Below are 20,212 nucleotides of genomic sequence, written 5' to 3'. Positions count from 1 at the left end.
TTTTGGAGTGTCCATGATGTCGATCTTTCTCACCGGCTTTCTCACCGGGCTCAGCCTGATCGTCGCCATTGGGGCGCAAAACGCCTTTGTGCTGCGTCAAGGCATCCGGCGGGCGCATGTGGTGCCCATCGTTTTGGTCTGCGCGCTCTCGGATGCGGTCTTGATTTCGGTCGGGGTGTTTGCCTCGGCGCAGGTCTCCGAGGCCTTTCCGCACGTTCTGCCGCTGATGCGTTGGGGCGGGGCGGCGTTTCTGGCCTTTTATGGCGCGAAAGCCGCAAGGGCTGCGATCAAGGGCGGTGGCCATCTTGAGGCCGCAGCAGGCGGGGCAGGGTCTTTGGTTGCGGCTGTGAGCACGGCGCTGGCGCTGACATGGCTCAACCCGCATGTCTATCTCGATACGGTGGTGCTTTTGGGGGCGGTGTCGGCGCGATTTGCGAGCGCGCAAGAGGCCTTTGCCATCGGCGCGATCACCGCGTCTTTTGCCTTCTTTTTCAGCTTGGGCTTTGGCGCGCGGTTCTTGGCACCACTCTTTGCCCGTGCCACAGCATGGCGGGTGCTGGACGCGTTGATCGCCGGTGTCATGTGGACAATTGCCATCAGTCTTGTGCGCGGCGGCTGAATTGCCATTCGCGGAAAATCCCGCGAGTGTCGCGCCATGGTACAGATCAGCAAACCCGTTCAGGGCATTTTATGGATGCTCGTGACCACGTTGAACTTCGTGATGGTCAACGTCCTGGTCAAATATGTCGGCAGCGGCCTGCCGGTCCTGGAATCGGCGTTCTTGCGGTTCCTATTGGGGCTGGTGTTCCTGATCCCGGCGCTGAAATCGGTGGCCAAGGTCCAGTTCACCCCACGGCTGTGGAAACTCACCTTTGGCCGCGCGATGTGTCACGCCCTTGCCATGACCTGTTGGTTTTTTGCCATGACAAAAATTCCGATGGGCGAAGTCACGGCGATGAATTTTATGAACCCGATCTATGTCTCGATCGGGGCCGTGGTGTTGTTTGGCGAACGCATCGCTTTGCCGCGTATTTTGGCACTGGTCGTGGCGTTCTTGGGTGGGTTGGTGATCCTCAGGCCGGGCTTTCGCGAAATCGACCCCGGCCATGTGGCGATGATCGTCTCCGCCATCGCCTTTGCCGGCTCCTATCTGATCGCAAGCCAATTGACGCGTGAATTGCCGGCCTCTGTCGTGGTGTTTTTGATGTCGGTGACCGTGCCGTTGGTAATCGCGCCTTTCGCGCTCTTGCAGTGGGAGACGCCAACGCTGCATGAGCTGATCCTGTTGTTCTTCACCGCCGCTTTCGCCACCTTTGGCCATTATTCCATGACCCGCGCCTTTGCCTGTGCGCCGCAATCGGTGGTACAGCCGGTGGTGTTCATCCAACTGATCTGGTCGGTGAGCCTTGGGATGCTGTTGTTTGGCGAGGCGTTTGATCCATTTGTGCTGTTGGGCGGAGTGATGATCATCAGCGCGGTGTCCTTTATCACATGGCGCGAAGCGCGGGCGAAACGCTCTGCGCGGGCTGCGGCTGTCGTTGAGAAACCGTAATTTATGTTGATCTTGGTCAAGGTCGCGGGCGTGTGATCCGGTCACACTGACATCAATTCAGGACGCAGACATAAGGAGAAGCGCATGTCCAATACGCCACACCAACTGATCACAGATTTCCCAGATCTTGCGGATAAGATTTCCGCACTGAAACTGGAGGATACACATTTTTCACGCCTGATGGACGACTATAACGAGTTGAACGATCAGGTGCATTTGGCCGAAAGCAATATCAATCCGATGGAAGATCTGGCTTTGACCGAATTGCGTAAAAGACGAATGGCTCTGAAGGATGAGTTGTACGGGATTTTGACCGCGTCGGCGTGAAATCTACCTCTTTTGAGGCGATGAAATCCAGCACAAACAGAGAAGGGGCGCGTTAACCGAAAGGTAACGCGTCCTCTTGTGTTGTGAGAACAAATCATACACAATTAGTGTGTGAGGTTGGGTAAAATACCATATATTGCGGTTCTTTGGGCCGCATTGGGGCTTGGATTCGCCCTGATTCCCCCGAGGACAGCGCAGGCCGTGGGGGAGAGGACGGCTATTGAGGTTCAAGCGGGCGGGCAGGCCGCCAAAGCCCGACAATTCGCCTCAAATACCCCGCCCAAAGCCGCGCAGAAATCCAGCCAGCCCGGATCAATTTACGGCAAAAAACTCCGCGTCGTCGATGGCGACACATTGGTCTTGGGAGAGGTGCGCATCCGCCTGTTTGGCATTGATGCGCCTGAGCTGTCACAGACCTGTGGCGACATGCAAGGCGCGTTTTGGGGCTGTGGTGCATGGTCGAAAGCGGTGTTGGAACGGTTGGCACAACCCGGCCTGTCCTGCGCGCCGAAAGACATCGACCGATACGGGCGCACGGTGGCAGTGTGTTATGATCCAAAGGGCATGGATGTGAATGCCGCAATGGTCGCGGCCGGCGCAGCCTATGCCTATGTCAAATACGCCAAAGATTACGTCGAAACCGAACAAGACGCGCGCGCCGATGGCATCGGATTGTGGCGTGCGGCGGTGACCCCGCCAGCCCAATTTCGCGCCGACAAACGCGCCACACAGCTCGCATCAATGCCAGTTCAAACCCCTCCAGAGGGATGCGCGATCAAAGGCAATATCTCGAAATCCGGCAAGCTTTACCATTTACCCGGCGGGCGCTGGTACGAGGGTACACGGATTTCTCCCGCCTCAGGCGAGCGTTGGTTTTGTTCGGAAGGCGACGCACTGGCCGCCGGATGGCGTCGCGCACAGGGCTGATCCTCGTCAAAGTGCGACAAAGCCGTTTCCCCCCTTGCATGCCCCGAATTTTTCGCCTAAACGCCTCTGCACCGGGTCGTTAGCTCAGTTGGTAGAGCGCTTCGTTTACACCGAAGATGTCGGGAGTTCGAGCCTCTCACGACCCACCATCCCCCTCTACTCTTGGCAAAACGCAGTCTTTGATCTGGCGTGTATTGGCAATTCTGATCCCGGTTTTACGACCGAAGAGTCCAAAGCATCCTTGTCTTTCGCACCTGTCCTTTCGTCCTCTCAAACCGCTCGTGCCTGTGCCATGAACTTTTTTCACCCCTTAGACGCTTTTCCTCGATTCCCCGCTTGACGGGGGCGCGTACCGGCCATAGAACGCCCCTCACGTTCGGGGCTCGGCCCCGGTCGGGTAGCGGGCGGTTGTAGCTCAGTTGGTTAGAGTACCGGCCTGTCACGCCGGGGGTCGCGGGTTCGAGCCCCGTCAACCGCGCCATGCTACCACACCGGAAACGGCACGCGTCTGAAAGGGCGCATAGGAAAGACCTTGCCTCTTTTGGCAATGCGCGGTTGTAGCTCAGTTGGTTAGAGTACCGGCCTGTCACGCCGGGGGTCGCGGGTTCGAGCCCCGTCAACCGCGCCACTTTCTCACTCTGAGATCCATGATGTTCTCTCATACCTGTTACCTTTGACCCTCTTGCGCTTTTGCGCCGGCCCCCTCAGCATGGCCTCTCGCACACCGCGCGCTAGGGGGCATTCATGGGCCGTATCGACATCAAAACCTTCGGCCTCTTGCTGCTGACGCTCCTCGCTTTTGCGGGTAATTCGCTTTTGACCCGCGCCGCGCTGTCGGACCCGGCGCATGCCACAGGTGGCAGCGCCATGGCATTTGCGGCCGTGCGGTTGATGTCTGGGGCGGTGGTTTTGGCCGGTTTGGCAACGTGGCGGCATCAGCCCCTGCGCCCTAGCCGTTCCGATTTGCCGACCATTTTGGCCCTGTTCACCTATGCCGCCGCCTTCTCGCTCGCCTATGTCTCGATGTCGGCGGCCAGTGGGGCTTTGATCCTGTTCGCGATGGTTCAGGTCACCATGTTGGTGCTGGGCTATCTGCGGGGCCACAGGATCGGTGGGCGGGCGATTTTGGGCGTTGTCATCGCCTTGTCTGGCCTTGCATGGCTGCTGTTCCCCGGCTTGACGGCTCCGCCTTTGGGCGCGGCTCTTTTGATGGCGCTCGCGGGGGGCGCTTGGGGCGTTTATAGTCTGCTTGGGCGCGGGGCCTCGGCACCTTTGGCGCGCACGGCGCGCAATTTCGTCGGCACGGTGCCCTTGGCGCTGATCGCATTTTTCCTCAGCCCAATGGCCACGGCGCTCACCGGTTTCGGCTGGCTCATGGCCCTCACCTCCGGCGCTGTGACCTCGGCCTTGGGCTATGCGCTATGGTATGCCGTGCTGCCGCGCCTGCCGCCGTCCTTGGCCGCAAGTGCGCAGCTCTCAGTGCCCGTCATCACGGCCTGTACGGGAGCACTTTTGTTGGCCGAGCCGATGGGGCTGCGCGTGGTGATGGCCTCTGGATTGATCCTTGGTGGGGTTTGGCTCAGCGCGCGCGGCTGATGGGTCAGTCGATCCGGTAGGGCAGGGTGCCACGGTTGTTCGGATCAATTGTCAGACGCCGTTCCAGCGGCGGGATCGAGCGTTGGTGGCAATCGCGCCGCTCGCAAATCCGGCAGGAAATCCCAATCGGTTCAAACGCCGCCGGTTTGGTCACATCCAAGTCATCGGCATACACCATCTCTGAGGCGTGGGTAACCTCGCAGCCCAGTCCAATTGCATAGCGCCGCACAGGCGCATGAAAGGCGCCACCGGGTTTGGACACATCCCGCGCGATCGACAGGTAGCGCACCCCATCCGGCGTTTCCGCCAATTGCCGCAGGAAATGTCCGGGCCGCTCAAAGGCTTGGTGGACATTCCAAAGCGGGCACGCGCCGCCATAGCGGGCAAATTGCAACCGTGTGGCAGAGTGGCGTTTGGTGATGGTTCCGGCCTGATCGACACGGACAAAATAGAACGGAATGCCCTTGGACCCCGGACGCTGAAGCGTCGAAAGCCGATGCGCAACCTGTTCGATGGACGCGCCAAAGCGATCCGACAAAAGTTCAAGATCATGACGCACCTCTTGGGCCGCCGCCAGAAATTCGGTGTAGGGCAAAAGTGCGGCACCTGCGAAATAATTGGCCAAGCCAATGCGGGCGATTTGTCGGGCTTGTTCGGATTGAAACCGCGCCAGATCCAGCGTGGCGTCCAACAATTTGCCTTGGGTCACAAGGGCGAGTTGGTGCAGGATTTGAAAGCTGCGTGTGGCGCCTGAGGCACGGGCCGAAATGGTCAACGTGCCGCTGTCCGGGTCAAACCGGCGCAGGCTATCGCCGGAGGCGCGCAGGGTGATGCCGCTGCGCTCCAATGTGTCAATTGCGGCCTTGACCACATCGCGGCTCTCGCCATGCGGGCGGGCAAAATTTTCCGCCGCGCGGTCCACCGGATCGATGTAATTGTCGCAATAATGAAAGAAATCGCGCACCTCTTCCCAGGCGCTGGGTCGGGCGGGATTGTTTTCGCGATCCAGTGCCTCGTCCATCGAGGCCAACCGTTCGGTGGTCTGACGATAGGCGCGGTGCAGTTCCAAGAACGCCCGTGCGAGTGCGGGCGCGTTTGAAGCGGCGAGGCGCAGATCGGCCAAGGGCGGCGCGCCGTCGGCAAAGACCGGATCGACCAAAGCCTCGCGCATATCGGTGACCATGCGTTCGGCGTCGCCCGAGGAAAGCTCGGTCACGTCAAAGCCAAACTCCTGCGCCAACGCCAGGACCACGCCGGTCGAAACCGGGCGGTTGTTGTTTTCCATCTGGTTGAGATAGGGCAGGGACACGCCGAGTTTTTCGGCAAAGGCACGTTGGGTCAGGCCCAGCCGTGTCCGGGTCTCGCGCAGTTTCGCACCGGCGTAGAGTTTTTGCTGAGCCATGGCTGCCCTCGTGTCTCTGAGTTATTTGCAAAGTAAGGTTTGCCAGTGCAAACCCGCCTTGGCAAGAGGGTTCAGAGCGGGGGTGGTGGCTCAGCTTGCGGCAATCACCCGTTCACGCCGCACCACCCAAATCGCGGCCAGGATCGACGCGCCGGAGGCAGCGGCCATGATATACAAAAGGGGCAGCGCGCCACCTTCGACGGTCAGAACCGAGCCTGCAAAGGCCGCCAAAATTGCCCCGCCGCCGATATACATCGAACCGCCCAGTCCCGCTGCCGTACCCGCAAGATGTGGGCGCACGGAGAGCGATCCGGCGATGGAATTGGGCAATTGCATGCCATTGCCAAGGCCAACAAAGGTGATGAAAAAGAAAAAGCTTTCGGGCGTGGCATGGTCCAAGAGGAACAAAACGAGCGAGCCGAGGATGCCCAACGTGCTGACGCTCGCGCCGATCATGATCATCGTGTTCATGCCGAGGCGTGTGGAAAATTTACCGGCCAGAAAATTGCCAAAGAAATAGCCAACGGCGGGCGCGGCCATGTAGAGGCCAAGCCGATCTTCTGAAAGGCCAAACAACGTCGAGCCGACAAACGGCGCGCCGCCGAGAAAGGCGAAATAGGCCCCTGATGCGGTGGCCGCCGAAAGGGCATAGCCCAGAAAGCGCTGGGATTTAAGCAGTTCCGGAAAGCCGCGCAGCGTGTCCATCATGGACCCTGTGCGCTTTGGCGCGGTTTCGCCAGCATCGAAAAACACCATGGCCAACAGCAACAGACCAACGCCGAACAGCAACCAAAAGCTGCTCTGCCAGCCATAATGTGAGGTCAAAATACCGCCCACGGAGGGCGCAACCATGGGCACAAGCGACATGCCCATGGTGACATAGGCGATCATCTGCGCCGCCTCTTCGCCCGGCACCATGTCGCGCACGATGGCGCGTGACAGCACCATGGCGGTGACGATCCCGGCCTGTGTGGCGCGCAAAACCAAGAACACGCCAGCAGTGGGGGCAAAAATGGCGCCAAGCGTCGCAAGGAGAAAAATCAAGATACCGCCGATCAACACCGGACGGCGACCATAGCGATCAGACAGGGGGCCGACGACAAGTTGCAGCACCGCATTGACGCCAAGGAAAATCGCCACGGACAGCTGCATCACCCGATATTCAGTGCCGAAATAGGCGGTCATTTCGGGCAAGGCGGGCAAAAACACGTTGATGGTCATGGCGGACAATCCGGCCATGAGCACCAAGGTGACGATGTGTGGCGGCGTTGTCCGGTCGAGAAAGCGGACAACGGGCTTTGACGAGATGTTGGGCTTTTGTGTCATGGCGCAACAATAGGCGGCCATGCTCGGCTGTCTATGGCAAACCCATACATGTTTTTGCACAGGGCATTCTCTGCGGATAGAGACTCTCACCGCCCTGCGAGTATGGCGACCTCATTGCCATGCAGCAGGACCAAATCCCCGCTCTCGTTGATTTCAAAGCGGTCGATGGTGGCCAATGTGGCCAAAAAATCATGTTCCTGTTGCATCGCATCCATGGCGCAGGCCATGCGCGTTGTGGCCAGTGGTCCAATGATCACCTGGCCCTCGCCGGTGATCGACATCTGCCCTGTAAAGCGGTTACAGCCTGTCGAACCCGAAAGCTGACCGGAGCCTGTGACGGCAAGGGTGATAGGGTGCGCCGCAAGCGGGGGGTGGCCAGCATGGTCTTTCACCTGCCAGTCCCCTTGCAAAAGCGCCATCGTGTCGCCGCCACAGCCGCGAAACTCAGCCGTCGCGGTGGCGAGGGTGACGGTCTGTGGGTAAGGCCGTCCGCTCATGTCATCGTAGCACATCTTATCCTGCCGGGTGAGAGTGAGGCCAAAGGCCGGGATGGCGTAGATCGTGCGCACCCCGTCCTGAACGGGGTCAGGCTGGCGCAGGTCAAGACGGTCTTCGCCATAATTGAGATCAAAGAGAATCCGCTCTCCCGTGAGTTGAACCCGCCAACCGGGTTCATTGCCCTGCGCCCTCCAGGGGGCGGTGAGGGGCTCAAGGCGGCAATCGATCAGGGGCGTGCCGTTGAGCGTGACCGTCGCTGCGCGGCCCTTGATCCAGACAAGCGTGCTTTCGTCGGCTGTTGCAAATTTCGCCCCGTCTGCGGACGGCACTTGCGGCAAGGTGAAGGTGTCATTGTCTGTCGCGATCACAAGGGCCTCACCCGCGAAGGTGATATCGAAGGCCTCAGAGGCACAGACCATCCGGTAGGACATCGTTTCGGTGCTGCCGCCTGGGGCGGTGTCGCCTGCGAAGCCGGGGCAGGCGAGGGCCATCAGGGCAAAGGTCAGCGCGATGGACGGGGAATAGGGGACTCTATACATATATGCCTCATACAAAGAGATCGTCTTGATCATTGCTGTGAGGGTATCAGTCGTGAGAGGGGAGACCCAAGGGGGTAGATTTTGCGGTCGGCACAAATCTGCCACTCCAATTTTCAGGGCCGAATATTTGCGAATTTGCGATTAGCAAAAAAATTATTTTGCATAGTTTGCAAATCTGCCAGACTCTGCTTTGATGCGGAGCTTTGCCCGCGTAAGGTGCGCCCTGAAATGACGAGGAGGCCCACCCGTGAAAGACATCATCCAAGAACTTCACGATCGCCGCAATGAGGCCCGTCTGGGAGGCGGACAGCGACGCATCGACAGCCAACATGCCAAAGGCAAACTCACCGCACGCGAGCGGGTTGAGCTTTTGCTGGATGAGGACAGCTTTGAAGAGTTTGACATGTTCAAAACCCATCGCTGCACCGATTTTGGCATGGAGGAGAGCAAACCCTACGGCGATGGCGTGATCACCGGCTGGGGCACGATCAATGGCCGCATGGTCTATGTGTTCAGCCAGGATTTCACCGTGTTCGGCGGGTCTCTGTCGGAAACCCACGCGGAAAAGATCGTCAAGATCATGGATATGGCGGTGCAAAACGGCGCGCCTGTGATCGGGCTGAACGACTCGGGTGGGGCGCGCATTCAGGAAGGCGTGGCGTCCCTTGCGGGCTATGCCGAAGTGTTCCAGCGCAATATCATGGCCTCCGGCGTCGTGCCGCAGATCTCCGTGATCATGGGGCCATGCGCGGGGGGCGCGGTCTATTCGCCTGCGATGACCGACTTTATCTTCATGGTCAAAGACACGTCCTATATGTTCGTCACCGGCCCTGACGTGGTGAAAACCGTGACCAACGAAGTGGTGACCGCCGAGGAACTGGGGGGCGCCTCGACCCACACCAAAAAATCCTCGGTCGCCGATGGTGCCTTTGAAAACGACATCGAAGCGCTGACCGAAGTGCGCCGCCTTGTCGATTTCCTGCCGCTCAACAACCGTGAGAAAGCCCCGGTGCGCCCGTTCTTTGATGCGCCGGATCGGATTGATGCCTCGCTCGACACGATCATCCCGGACAATGCCAACACCCCCTATGACATGAAAGAAGTGATCTACAAGATCGCGGATGAGGGTGATTTTTACGAGATTCAGGAAAACCACGCCAAAAACATCATCACCGGGTTCATCCGCCTCGAAGGCCAGACGGTCGGCGTGGTGGCGAACCAGCCGATGGTCTTGGCCGGGTGCCTCGACATCGACAGTTCGAAAAAAGCCGCGCGGTTTGTGCGCTTTTGCGATGCGTTCGAAATCCCTGTTTTGACCCTCGTCGATGTTCCGGGCTTTTTGCCGGGCACCTCTCAGGAATATGGCGGCGTGATCAAGCATGGGGCGAAACTGTTGTTTGCCTATGGCGAAGCGACCGTGCCGAAAGTGACCGTGATCACCCGCAAAGCCTATGGCGGTGCCTATGACGTGATGGCATCCAAGCATCTGCGCGGGGATTTCAACTACGCCTGGCCGACCGCAGAAATCGCGGTGATGGGGGCCAAAGGTGCCACCGAAATCATCCATCGTGCCGATCTGAAGGATGCGGAAAAGATCGCCAATCACACGGCCAATTATGAGAGCCGTTTTGCCAATCCTTTCGTGGCCGCCGAACGGGGCTTCATCGACGAGGTGATCCAACCGCGCTCGACCCGCAAACGCATCACGCGGGCCTTCGCCTCTCTGCGCAATAAAAAGCTCGAGAACCCGTGGAAAAAACACGACAATATCCCGCTCTAAGCGGGGTCGTGAGGACAGATGACCCGCAGTCAGTGGCATATCTCTGAGGCGGATGGCGCGGTGACCTTGTCGCGCCGTCTGCCCGCACAGTTTGATGTTGCGGTGCAAACCGTGATCTCAGGCGGTGCGGGGCTGCGCAAAGTGCGCATCGCTCATCAATTGCGCCAAGACATGTGGCGGGCACTGCAAAATCTGCGCGGGTTCAGCCCGGTGGTGCGCGTCGTGGCGATTGGTTCCGATCTTGAAATCACCGCTGGCGGCACGGTCGCCGGACGGTTCCCGAAGGCGGCCACAGAGGCGCGGTTGAGCGAGGTTCTGGAAAACCCAAATCTGCGCGCCCGTTGGGCCAGATATGCCAAGACCCACACGGCCACCACAGATGATGGCTCAAACACAGATGATGGCTCAAACAAGGAGAGGACCACATGATCACCCGTCTTATGACCCTCTGCCTTGGGGCGTCTTGCGTGGCTTTTGCGGCCGCCGCCGATTTGATGCCGGTCGAGAGCGAAGATCTTTCCGTGCCCTCAGGCCAGCCGGTTGAATTTTATGAGAACCTGATGGATCGCCCGGCGATGGGCCTGACAGCGCGATTTCGCTTTGTTGCGCCTGAATTACGGGCCCGGTTGAGCCAGATGTCCTATGAGGAGCTTGAGGCCGATCTTTCGTATCTTTGCCAAAGCTACGCCTTACCGCGCCTGTCTCAGCCGAAACCTGTGATGGTTGTGATCTCTTTGTCCGAACAGGCGACCGAATTCGGCGCCCCCTCGGAAGACATCCCGCAAGTGTTCGAGGCCTACCGCCCGATGGTCACGCCCGCAGGCGAAGTTTGCGCATGGGAGGCGTTTTAACATGGCCCCGAAATTTCATATGTTCTCCAACGGCCCGCGCCCGGTCGCGCCGTTTTCCCATGCGGTCGAAGATGACGGTTGGGTGATCCTGACCGGGCAAATGCCGACCGACCCGGCCGCGCCTGACGCACCGCTGCCCGAGGGGATCGAGGCGCAGACCCGCCGGGTGATGGACAATCTGTTGTTGATCCTGGCCGAATTGGGCCTTGGCGCGGCGCATATTATGCAATGTCGGTGTTTCCTGACCGAATTCGAGCGCGATTACGCCCTGTTCAATGACACCTACAAAAGCTACTTCCCGCCTGAGAGGCTTCCGGCACGTACCACGGTGGGCGTGACCGCGTTGGCCGTTGGCGCGTTGGTTGAGATCGACCTCATTGCGCGCCGACCAGATCAGGGAGACAGCTGATGGCACGCGACTATATGACCAAACACAAAGGATTTCCGGGCCGGTTTCCGGGAACCGATTTCCAATTCACCATTCGCCGCGCGAACCCCAAAGGGGTGACGCCGCTCAAGGCGCTGGAACGTTACAAAGACCGCAAGGCGCTCGACAAACGGGTCGATGCGGCGTTTTTGATGGCGCTGGTCGAACAGTTTGGCGAGGAGCCGTTTGAGCGCGGCAATTTGGACGCGGGTCGTTTGTCCTGGCTCTTTGGCCGCGAAGTTGTGCCCGCCGATCCCGAGGATTTCGATCCGGCCTCTTATGAGGCGCTTCTGAAGGTCGATATGGGCCGCGCTATGGCCTCCTATCCCGAAATTTTCGCCTCGGAAGAGGATGAAGAAGCCCCGGATTGGGACGAGATGTGGAACGGGGAGCAAGAGGACTGATGCGCGGGTTTTCGCTTGGCACATCGGCATTTGCGCGAACTGCTGCCAGTTTTGGCGGGCGGTTTGGCTATGCTCTTGCGAGCGAAGGCGATGCACCCCATCTTAGTCACAGGACGCAGGTGACCAGCAACACCTCGCCCTGTTCTGAAAACCGTTACCCTTCCCCTTTGGCGAGGTCTGTATGTCCCCCATATGGATCTCGCCGCTCTTCTTTGTGCGTGGGTTTTTCTCGCGCGGATTTTTGCGCACATGGGCTTGGTTTTGCCGATTTCACGGTGAGCCGCATTTGTCGCTTTGCGTGGGCTGCGGGCTGGGATAGAATCACTCCAGTCGTAACATCATCAGAAGCAGAAAAAACATGCGCAAATCCATTCTTGTTCTTGGCCTCATCTCCGTTACAGCCCTTGCCGGTTGTTTGCAGACCGACGGGGAGCGCGCACTTGCAGGTGCCGCAGCGGGCGCTGTCGTCGCAGACGCGACTGACAACAATGTGCTCACCGGGGCCGCTTTGGGCGCGCTTGCGGGCACCTATTGCGACAACGCGGGCGTTTGTAACTAACTTTATTCGTCTGACCGGCCCGCACTCCGCGCGCCCGTTTGACCGATCACAATACAGCTTCCCGGGCGGGGTCCGCCGGGGAAGCTTTTTTGTGGCCAAAACCATACCGACCATCATGACAGAAAGTTCAAAGACCACCCGTGCAACCGCGCGCGTGCTCTGCTGAGATTTGAGAAAAGGGAGAGGGACTGTGGATGTTTGACAAGATCCTGATTGCGAACCGCGGCGAAATTGCTTGCCGTGTGATGAAAACCGCGAAGAAAATGGGGATCAAAACGGTCGCCATCTATTCCGATGCGGATAAAAACGCCCTGCATGTGGCGATGGCGGATGAGGCGGTTCACATCGGCCCGCCGCCCGCAAACCAATCCTATATCGTCATCGACAAGGTGATGGATGCGATCCGCCAGACCGGTGCGCAGGCGGTGCATCCGGGCTATGGGTTCCTCTCCGAGAACTCGAAATTCGCCGAGGCTCTGGCGGCCGAAGGCGTGGCCTTTGTGGGTCCCCCGGTTGGTGCGATTGAGGCCATGGGCGACAAAATCACCTCGAAAAAACTGGCGCAGGAGGCCGGTGTTTCGACCGTTCCGGGCTATATGGGCCTGATCTCGGATGCGGATGAGGCGGTGAAAATCTCCAACCAGATCGGCTATCCGGTGATGATCAAAGCCTCCGCCGGTGGTGGCGGTAAGGGCATGCGCATCGCATGGACGGACGAAGAGGCCCGCGAAGGCTTTCAATCCTCCAAAAACGAAGCCGCAAGCTCCTTTGGCGATGACCGGATTTTCATCGAGAAATTCGTCACCCAACCGCGCCATATCGAAATTCAGGTGCTTTGCGATGCCCATGGCAATGGGATTTATCTGAACGAGCGCGAATGTTCGATCCAACGCCGCAACCAAAAGGTCATCGAAGAAGCCCCGTCGCCTTTCCTTGATCCCGAGACCCGCAAAGCCATGGGCGAACAGGCCGTCGCACTCGCGAAAGCGGTGGATTATGCCTCCGCGGGCACTGTGGAATTCATCGTCGATGGCGACCGCAATTTCTACTTTTTGGAAATGAACACCCGGCTTCAGGTGGAACACCCCGTGACCGAGCTGATCACCGGCATCGACCTGGTCGAACAGATGATCCGGGTTGCCAATGGCGAGCCGCTTTCGATCACCCAAGACGACGTGAAAATCAACGGCTGGGCGATGGAAAGCCGTCTTTACGCCGAAGACCCCTATCGCGGCTTTTTGCCGTCCATCGGGCGCCTGTCGACATACCGCCCACCGGCGGAAATTGTCACCGACACCAATGTCGTGCGCAACGACACGGGCGTTTATGAGGGTGGCGAAATTTCCATGTATTACGACCCGATGATTGCGAAACTTTGCACTTGGGGCCCGGATCGCGCAACCGCGATTGAGAACATGCGCAATGCGCTCGACGGGTTTGAAGTCGAAGGCATCGGTCACAACCTGCCGTTTCTCTCCGCCGTCTACGACCACCCGAAATTCATCGCGGGCGAAATGACCACGGCCTTTATCGAAGAGGAATATCCCGAAGGATTTGAAGGGGTTAATCTGCCATACGCCGATCTGGAACGGATCGCTGCGGCCACGGCGTCGATGTACCGGGTCGCCGAAATTCGCCGCACCCGCGTGTCGGGGCGGATGGACAACCACGAACGTGTGGTGCCCAACGAGTGGGTCGTTCAAATCGGCGATCTCGATTTCCCGCTGACGATTGAGGCGGATAAAACTGGCTCGACCGTGTTGATCAACGACAAGACATTGCGGTGTGAAAGCACATGGGTTCCGGGTCAAAGCCTGGCCGTGATCGACATGGGTGATGACCGTTTGACGCTGAAAGTGGGCAAAACGCCGGGGGGGTTCCGCATCCGCAACCGGGATGCCGATATGAAGGTCTATGTCCGCTCGCCACGTGCCGCCGAACTGTCCAAATTCATGATCGAAAAATTGCCGCCGGACACGTCCAAATTGTTGCTCTGCCCGATGCCGGGTCTGATCGTCAAAGTGAATGTCGAAGAGGGCGATGAGGTCCAGGAAGGCCAAGCGCTGTGTACCGTTGAAGCGATGAAGATGGAAAACATCCTGCGTGCTGAACGCAAAGGCATCGTGTCCAAAATCAACGCAGCGCCGGGCGACAGCTTGGCCGTCGACGAAGTGATCATGGAGTTCGAATAAAGCGATGCTGCGCTGGCTGATCCATTTTGTGTCTTTTCTGTGCTCAGCCAGCGCAGGCCTTTGGGTTTTTATGGTCTCTCAACACCATCTGGGTACGCCTTTACGCAAACTGATGCTGGCACATAGTGCTTTCGTGCTCGACGTTTGGCTGCTGATCTTGAGTGCTGTTGCTTTTGGCCTCGGTTTTGCGGCCTTTTGGTTGCTCTACACTGTTTTGACAAAAGAGATTCGAAACATGGGTGACGTGCAGCGCGCGGCCATTATCGGTGCGACGATCGTGGCGGCGTGTCTGTTTCCCATTCGACTGGGTTGGTTGGCCAACACCGAGAGTTTGACCGCTTTCGTGGTTGCAATGTTTGTGAGCGCTGCAATATTTGGCGCGAAAATGATGCGCAGAGAGGCGGCAGAATGAGCTGGCTTCTTCGCGCGCTTCATACTGGTTTGAGGGACGGAGAGCCTGTACGAGAGCTCCCTTTGTGTTCCAGTCTGGGCACATCACCCCTTTTAAGTTCACCCGAGGATGTCTTTGGGTCTGACACTGTTGGCCCCGATGTTGCGGCTGGCCCCGTGTCGGATGTGCGCGCAGTTGCGGCGCAAGTGCCTCAGCCGCCACCGTGCAGCGCGTTTTGGATTTCCTGTTGCCGCAGTGGCGTTTTGTCAATCGCGCGGGTGATTTCGCGCACATCCCACGGATCGGGTTTGCGCAGCATCACGCGCCCGTCTTTGTCGACGATCACAAGACCAAATCCACGCGGGCGCAGTTCTGTGCGCACCATGCTTCTGGCCGCCGGGTCGGTGTCGGTGATCACCACCACATCGCGCTCCAAAAGCGCCTCCGGGCGCGTGGCCAAAAGGTCCAGTTGTTCGCGAAAACTCGGGTCCAGCGGGCTGTCGGCGAAAACCACCAAGACCCTGTGGGTCCATTTGAACTCGGAGAGCGCGACCTCGCCGGCGTCTTGGATGACAAATTCCACCTCCTGCGCCTGGAGCGCGGGGGATGACATGAGAAAAACGGCAGTCAGTACTGCGGCATAGATATGTTTCATCGGACCTCCCGGATACCCTCTATATAGGGTGCCCAGAGGCCCAAACCAAGCTTAAGCGCCCCCCATATGGGATGCGGTGACAGAAAACGGAGAGGAGCCTGAAATGACGGACAGGAAAAAGTGGGAAGCGCTTGCCGAGAAAGAATTGCGGGGCAAGCCGCTTGAGACGCTTGACTGGGAGACGCTCGAGGGCATCAAGGTCAAGCCGCTCTACGCCGAGGACGATTTGGTCGGCATGGAACACCTTGGCAATACGCCGGGGCAGGCACCGTTCACCCGTGGCGTGAAGGCGACGATGTACGCCGGGCGGCCCTGGACGATCCGCCAATATGCGGGCTTCTCCACCGCTGAAGAATCAAACGCGTTTTACCGCAAAGCCTTGGACGCGGGCCAACAGGGCGTCTCTGTCGCCTTCGATCTGGCCACCCACCGCGGTTATGATTCCGATCACCCGCGTGTTGTGGGCGATGTCGGCAAAGCGGGCGTGGCGATTGATTCTGTCGAGGATATGAAAATACTGTTTGATGGCATTCCGCTTGATAAAGTCTCCGTCTCGATGACGATGAACGGCGCGGTTATTCCGATTTTGGCGTCTTTCATTGTCACCGGCGAAGAGCAGGGCCATGACAAGGCGCTTCTGGCCGGGACCATCCAAAACGACATTCTCAAAGAGTTCATGGTGCGCAACACCTATATTTATCCGCCCGAACCTTCGATGAAAATCATCGCGGATATTATTGAATACACCGCCAATGAAATGCCGAAATTCAACTCGATCTCGATTTCCGGCTACCACATGCAGGAAGCGGGCGCGAACCTGGTGCAGGAGTTGGCGTTTACGCTGGCCGATGGCCGCGAATATGTGCGCACGGCGATCAAGGCCGGGATGGATGTGGACCGGTTCGCGCCGCGCCTTTCGTTCTTCTTTGCGATTGGTATGAATTTCTTCATGGAAGCCGCCAAGCTGCGCGCCGCGCGCTACCTTTGGACCCGCGTGATGGAAGAGTTCGATCCGAAGTCCGACAAATCCAAAATGTTGCGGACGCACTGCCAGACCTCTGGCGTCTCGCTGCAAGAACAAGACCCCTATAACAACGTCATCCGCACCGCCTATGAGGCGATGTCGGCGGCCTTGGGCGGCACGCAGTCGCTGCACACCAATGCGCTCGACGAAGCCATCGCTTTGCCGACCGAATTTTCCGCCCGCATCGCCCGCAACACCCAGTTGATCCTGCAAGAAGAAACCGGCATCACCCATGTCGTCGATCCGCTGGCGGGGTCTTACTATGTTGAAAGTCTGACCAAGGAACTGGCCGACAAAGCCTGGGCTTTGATGGAAGAGATCGAAGAGATGGGCGGCATGACCAAGGCGGTCAATTCCGGCATGCCAAAATTGCGGATTGAGGAAACCGCAGCCCGGCGTCAGGCCCAGATCGACCGGGGGACCGAGGTGATCGTCGGCGTCAACAAATACCGCAAGGACAAAGAAGACCCGATCGACATCTTGGACGTCGACAACGTTGCCGTGCGCGTCAGCCAGGTCAAACGGTTGGAGAGCATCCGCGCCAGCCGTGACGGGGCGGCAGTCGAGGCGACATTGGCCGCACTGGAAGAAGCGGCAAAATCTGGCAAGGGCAACCTGCTTGCGTTGGCGGTGGATGCCGCCCGCGCCCGTGCAACCGTGGGAGAAATCTCGATGGCTATGGAAAAAGTGTTCGGCCGCCACCGCGCCGAAGTGAAAACCTTGGCGGGCGTCTATGGCGCGGCCTATGAGGGCGATGAAGGCTTTGCCCAAATCCAAAAAGATGTGGAAACCTTTGCCGAGAAAGAGGGACGCCGCCCGCGCATGTTGGTGGTGAAAATGGGCCAGGACGGCCATGATCGCGGCGCAAAAGTCATCGCCACGGCCTTTGCCGACATCGGCTTTGACGTCGACGTTGGTCCGCTGTTCCAAACCCCGGAAGAGGCCGCCCAAGACGCCATCGACAACGATGTGCATATCATCGGCATTTCCTCGCAAGCGGCGGGTCACAAGACCCTCGCGCCGAAGCTGATCGAAGCGCTGAAAGAACAAGGCGCCGAAGAGATCATCGTGATCTGTGGCGGCGTGATCCCGCAGCAGGATTATGAGTATCTCTACAAAGCCGGGGTGAAAGCGATCTTTGGCCCGGGCACCAATATCCCGGCGGCTGCGCGTGAGATTTTGGATATTCTGAGCGCGGGTCAGGACTGACCCACGGTTCAGATGCATGTAAAAGGGCCGGGACATATCCCGGCCCTTTCTCGTTCAAACCACAGGTTGCGCTCAGTGAGACGCGTGAACTGCAGGGGAGAGAATCTCGTCTTCTGCGCCCTTGGCATCTTTGGCGGACGGCGCGAGTTTGAGCACGGTAAAGCCGATGATCGCGGAGATCACAGAGCCTGAGAGCACGCCGATGCGCACTTCGTTCATGTGGAACGCATCCTCAAAGGACAGCCCGCCGATAAAGAGCGACATGGTGAAACCGATGCCTGCAAGTGCTGCCACACCGTAAATATGCATCCACGTGGCCCCAAACGGTTTGCGCGCCACGCCGAATTTCACCAGTAGCCAGGTGATGCCAAATACACCGATTTGCTTGCCCAGAATCAGGCCCAAAGCGATGCCCAAAGGCAGCGGCGAAAACACGTCGGCCAAGGTCACACCGGTCAACACCACGCCCGCGTTTGCGAAAGCGAAGATCGGCACGATGACAAAGAAGACATAGGGCGAGAGCGCATGTTCAAGCGCATGAAGCGGCGATTTGCCCCATTTGTCTTTGAGCGGGATAAAGAAGGCGGTGATCACCCCGGCCAAGGTCGCGTGCACCCCGGATTTGAGCACCAGAACCCATAGGATCGTGCCCATAAGAATGAGCGGTGCGATGCGGTGAATGCCCGCCCGGTTCATCAAGAACATGATCAACAGCGGAATCGCGGCCAAGAACAGGTAATCGAGGTGCAGCTCAGAGGTGTAGAAAAACGCGATGATCAGGATCGCGCCCAAATCGTCCAAAATCGCCAGTGTCAGCAAAAAGATTTTCAGCGAGGAGGGGACGCGGTCGCCGACCAGTGCCAAAATGCCCAAAGCAAAGGCAATATCGGTGGCTGCGGGGATCGCCCAGCCGGAGTGAGTCTCGGGCGAGGAGAGGTTGAGCGTGAAATAGATGATCGCCGGCACAAACATGCCACCCACCGCGGCCATGCCGGGCAAAACCACATCGCGTGGATTTTTGAGTTTGCCTTCCAAAAGCTCGCGCTTCAATTCCAACCCAACCAACAGGAAGAATACCGCCATAAGGCCGTCATTAATCCATAGAATCAAAGGTTTGGATAATCCTTCTCCCCCAAGAGTTACGGAGAAATATGAGGAGAGCGCGCCATCATAAAGCGGGTAAAGCGAAGAGTTTGCCACGAACATCGCGGCGACGGCAGCCACCATAAGCACGATGCCACCAGAGGCCTCACTGTCGAAGAATTGTTCCAATTTGCGCAGGAGCATTGTCTTTTTCTATTCTTTCCTGAAGGTTGATCAAAAGGGTGCGTCATCTAGAGATGGGGGCAACCTTGATGATTTCAACAGCGTTTTAGTCAGGACAAACAAAATGCCCTATCGGATTGACCATTTAGTAATTTCTGCTGCCGATTTGCAGCAGGGGAAAGAATGGGCTGAGGGGTTGCTGGATGTCGAATTTGGTCCCCGCGGTGTGCATCCCGATATGGGCACGCAGAATCATCTGGTGGCGATGCGCCCCGACGCCTACCTTGAAGTGATCGCGGCGGATCATGACGCGCTGCGCCCGGATTATCCGCGATGGTTCGATTTGGACAATTTTGGCGGCCCGCCGCGTTTGACCCATTGGGTGGTGTCTTGCCCCGATCTTGAAGAGGCATGGGAGTTGGCCCCGGCCAATGTGGGGCGGATCCTGTCCTTTCGCCGAGGGGATTATGCTTGGCGGATGATTGTTCCGGAAACCGGCATTTTGCCCTTTGATGATTGCTTTCCGGCGCTGATCGAATGGCATTCGACCCGCCCGGTGCACGCCTTGGCGGACGCAGGTCTTTTGATGCGGCGGCTCAAAATTTCCCACCCCGAACCAGACGCGCTACGCGCCGCTTTGTCGCCCTTTGTTGCGGCGATGGAACATGTGCGCATTGTGCAATCGGACACCCCCGGCCTGACCGCCGAAATCAGTACCCCCTCTGGAGAGATTTGGATCGCATGACACACCATCCCCACCTGCGCGACGCCACAGTCGATGATGCGCCCGCCCTCAAAGCCATTATGGCCCCCGTGATTGCGGGCTCGACCGCGTCGTTTTCCTCCGTTGAACGCGATGTGGCCGATTGGGCCGCCATGGTCACCGACCGGCTCGCGCGTGGGCGCGCCTTTTATGTTGCCGAGCTTGAGGGCGAGGTGGTCGGCTATGCCACTTATGATCAGTTTCGCCCCGGCAACAATGGCTACCGCTTTACCATGGAGCATTCGGTCTATCTCAATGACGCGGCGCAGGGGCGGGGGCTTGGCCGGGTGTTGATGTTGATGGTCGAAGAACATGCCCGCGAGGCGGGGCTGCATTCGATGATCGGGGCGATTGATGGTGACAACGCCGCCTCCATCGCCTTTCACAAAGCCCTTGGCTACAAAGAGGCGGGGCGTGTGCCGCAGGCCGGGTTTAAGTTTGAGCGTTGGCTCGATGTTCTGTTTATGCAGAAGTTTTTGTAACATCTGTCACGCAAATGTCGCGGCTGCAGGGTGTTTTGCGGC

General features: G+C 58.5%; 21 protein-coding genes and 3 tRNA genes. 19 read left to right on the top strand and 5 right to left on the bottom strand.

Annotation, left to right across the window (positions count from 1 at the left end):
- The first annotated feature begins 13 nt into the window (after positions 1 to 13).
- From B30_RS14400 to B30_RS14365, 8 genes are all read left to right on the top strand, one after another.
- Complete coding sequence (locus B30_RS14400) at positions 14 to 619, top strand: LysE/ArgO family amino acid transporter (RefSeq protein ID WP_009572847.1); 606 nt, start codon at positions 14 to 16, stop codon at positions 617 to 619.
- A gap of 36 nt (positions 620 to 655) precedes the next feature.
- On the top strand, positions 656 to 1,552 hold the full coding sequence (locus B30_RS14395; RefSeq protein WP_009572846.1) for a DMT family transporter: 897 nt from the start codon (positions 656 to 658) through the stop codon (positions 1,550 to 1,552).
- Between the two features lie 84 nt (positions 1,553 to 1,636).
- Positions 1,637 to 1,879 (top strand): YdcH family protein, encoded by a 243-nt coding sequence (locus B30_RS14390; RefSeq protein ID WP_009572845.1) that lies wholly within the window; start codon positions 1,637 to 1,639, stop codon positions 1,877 to 1,879.
- A 201-nt stretch (positions 1,880 to 2,080) separates the two neighbouring features.
- On the top strand, positions 2,081 to 2,806 hold the full coding sequence (locus B30_RS14385; protein ID WP_009572843.1) for a thermonuclease family protein: 726 nt from the start codon (positions 2,081 to 2,083) through the stop codon (positions 2,804 to 2,806).
- 73 nt (positions 2,807 to 2,879) lie between these two features.
- Positions 2,880 to 2,955: transfer RNA gene (locus tag B30_RS14380), tRNA-Val, on the top strand.
- Positions 2,956 to 3,210: 255 nt separating this feature from the next.
- Positions 3,211 to 3,287 (top strand) — tRNA-Asp (locus B30_RS14375).
- A 70-nt stretch (positions 3,288 to 3,357) separates the two neighbouring features.
- A tRNA-Asp gene (locus B30_RS14370) sits at positions 3,358 to 3,434 on the top strand.
- Positions 3,435 to 3,550: 116 nt separating this feature from the next.
- A complete protein-coding gene (locus tag B30_RS14365) occupies positions 3,551 to 4,402 on the top strand; it encodes a DMT family transporter (RefSeq protein ID WP_009572841.1) in 852 nt (283 codons plus the stop codon).
- A gap of 4 nt (positions 4,403 to 4,406) precedes the next feature.
- Here the strand turns inward: B30_RS14365 and B30_RS14360 are convergent, their stop codons facing one another.
- From B30_RS14360 to B30_RS14350, 3 genes are all read right to left on the bottom strand, one after another.
- Positions 4,407 to 5,804: a helix-turn-helix domain-containing protein gene (locus tag B30_RS14360; RefSeq protein WP_009572836.1), complete on the bottom strand. Its 1,398-nt coding sequence runs from the start codon at positions 5,802 to 5,804 to the stop codon at positions 4,407 to 4,409.
- A 90-nt stretch (positions 5,805 to 5,894) separates the two neighbouring features.
- Complete coding sequence (locus B30_RS14355; RefSeq protein WP_009572835.1) at positions 5,895 to 7,151, bottom strand: multidrug effflux MFS transporter; 1,257 nt, start codon at positions 7,149 to 7,151, stop codon at positions 5,895 to 5,897.
- A 65-nt stretch (positions 7,152 to 7,216) separates the two neighbouring features.
- The gene (locus B30_RS14350; protein ID WP_198430620.1) at positions 7,217 to 8,167 is read right to left on the bottom strand and encodes an META domain-containing protein; all 951 of its coding nucleotides are present in this window, start codon (positions 8,165 to 8,167) and stop codon (positions 7,217 to 7,219) included.
- Between the two features lie 247 nt (positions 8,168 to 8,414).
- Here B30_RS14350 and B30_RS14345 point away from each other — a divergent pair, with 247 nt between their 5' ends.
- From B30_RS14345 to B30_RS14310, 8 genes are all read left to right on the top strand, one after another.
- On the top strand, positions 8,415 to 9,947 hold the full coding sequence (locus tag B30_RS14345) for an acyl-CoA carboxylase subunit beta (protein ID WP_009572833.1): 1,533 nt from the start codon (positions 8,415 to 8,417) through the stop codon (positions 9,945 to 9,947).
- 18 nt (positions 9,948 to 9,965) lie between these two features.
- On the top strand, positions 9,966 to 10,376 hold the full coding sequence (locus B30_RS14340; protein ID WP_009572832.1) for a hypothetical protein: 411 nt from the start codon (positions 9,966 to 9,968) through the stop codon (positions 10,374 to 10,376).
- Complete coding sequence (locus B30_RS14335) at positions 10,373 to 10,798, top strand: DUF6497 family protein (RefSeq protein ID WP_009572831.1); 426 nt, start codon at positions 10,373 to 10,375, stop codon at positions 10,796 to 10,798. Before B30_RS14340 ends, B30_RS14335 begins: the two co-directional genes overlap by 4 nt.
- A gap of 1 nt (position 10,799) precedes the next feature.
- Positions 10,800 to 11,207, top strand: coding sequence for a RidA family protein (locus tag B30_RS14330; RefSeq protein WP_009572830.1), 408 nt, complete (start codon positions 10,800 to 10,802; stop codon positions 11,205 to 11,207).
- Entirely contained in the window at positions 11,207 to 11,629 is a 423-nt protein-coding gene (locus B30_RS14325) for a hypothetical protein (protein WP_009572829.1), read from the top strand. Before B30_RS14330 ends, B30_RS14325 begins: the two co-directional genes overlap by 1 nt.
- Before the next feature lie 358 nt (positions 11,630 to 11,987).
- Positions 11,988 to 12,188: a glycine zipper 2TM domain-containing protein gene (locus B30_RS14320; RefSeq protein ID WP_009572828.1), complete on the top strand. Its 201-nt coding sequence runs from the start codon at positions 11,988 to 11,990 to the stop codon at positions 12,186 to 12,188.
- Between the two features lie 194 nt (positions 12,189 to 12,382).
- The gene (locus B30_RS14315) at positions 12,383 to 14,380 is read left to right on the top strand and encodes an acetyl-CoA carboxylase biotin carboxylase subunit (protein ID WP_009572827.1); all 1,998 of its coding nucleotides are present in this window, start codon (positions 12,383 to 12,385) and stop codon (positions 14,378 to 14,380) included.
- Between the two features lie 4 nt (positions 14,381 to 14,384).
- Entirely contained in the window at positions 14,385 to 14,792 is a 408-nt protein-coding gene (locus tag B30_RS14310; RefSeq protein WP_009572826.1) for a hypothetical protein, read from the top strand.
- A 190-nt stretch (positions 14,793 to 14,982) separates the two neighbouring features.
- On the opposite strand, the gene B30_RS14305 is transcribed toward B30_RS14310, so the two are convergent.
- Complete coding sequence (locus B30_RS14305) at positions 14,983 to 15,426, bottom strand: DUF4174 domain-containing protein (protein WP_009572825.1); 444 nt, start codon at positions 15,424 to 15,426, stop codon at positions 14,983 to 14,985.
- A 103-nt stretch (positions 15,427 to 15,529) separates the two neighbouring features.
- Between B30_RS14305 and scpA the strand changes: the two genes are divergently transcribed.
- Positions 15,530 to 17,659, top strand: coding sequence for a methylmalonyl-CoA mutase (gene scpA / locus B30_RS14300; protein ID WP_009572824.1), 2,130 nt, complete (start codon positions 15,530 to 15,532; stop codon positions 17,657 to 17,659).
- A gap of 72 nt (positions 17,660 to 17,731) precedes the next feature.
- On the opposite strand, the gene nhaA is transcribed toward scpA, so the two are convergent.
- Positions 17,732 to 18,946 carry a Na+/H+ antiporter NhaA gene (gene nhaA, locus B30_RS14295; RefSeq protein ID WP_009572823.1) on the bottom strand — a complete coding sequence of 405 codons (1,215 nt, stop codon included), beginning with the start codon at positions 18,944 to 18,946 and terminating at the stop codon, positions 17,732 to 17,734.
- A gap of 103 nt (positions 18,947 to 19,049) precedes the next feature.
- On the opposite strand from nhaA, the gene B30_RS14290 reads away from it, so the two are divergent.
- Both B30_RS14290 and B30_RS14285 read left to right on the top strand, forming a co-directional pair.
- Complete coding sequence (locus tag B30_RS14290; RefSeq protein WP_009572822.1) at positions 19,050 to 19,670, top strand: VOC family protein; 621 nt, start codon at positions 19,050 to 19,052, stop codon at positions 19,668 to 19,670.
- Positions 19,667 to 20,170: a GNAT family N-acetyltransferase gene (locus B30_RS14285; protein WP_009572821.1), complete on the top strand. Its 504-nt coding sequence runs from the start codon at positions 19,667 to 19,669 to the stop codon at positions 20,168 to 20,170. Before B30_RS14290 ends, B30_RS14285 begins: the two co-directional genes overlap by 4 nt.
- Positions 20,171 to 20,212 lie beyond the last annotated feature (42 nt).

Source organism: Celeribacter baekdonensis B30 (assembly GCF_000299875.1).
Classification (GTDB): Bacteria; Pseudomonadota; Alphaproteobacteria; order Rhodobacterales; family Rhodobacteraceae; genus Celeribacter; species Celeribacter baekdonensis_A.
The sequence above is the reverse complement of the archived record's forward strand: the minus strand, read 5'-3'. Positions and strand labels throughout refer to the sequence as shown.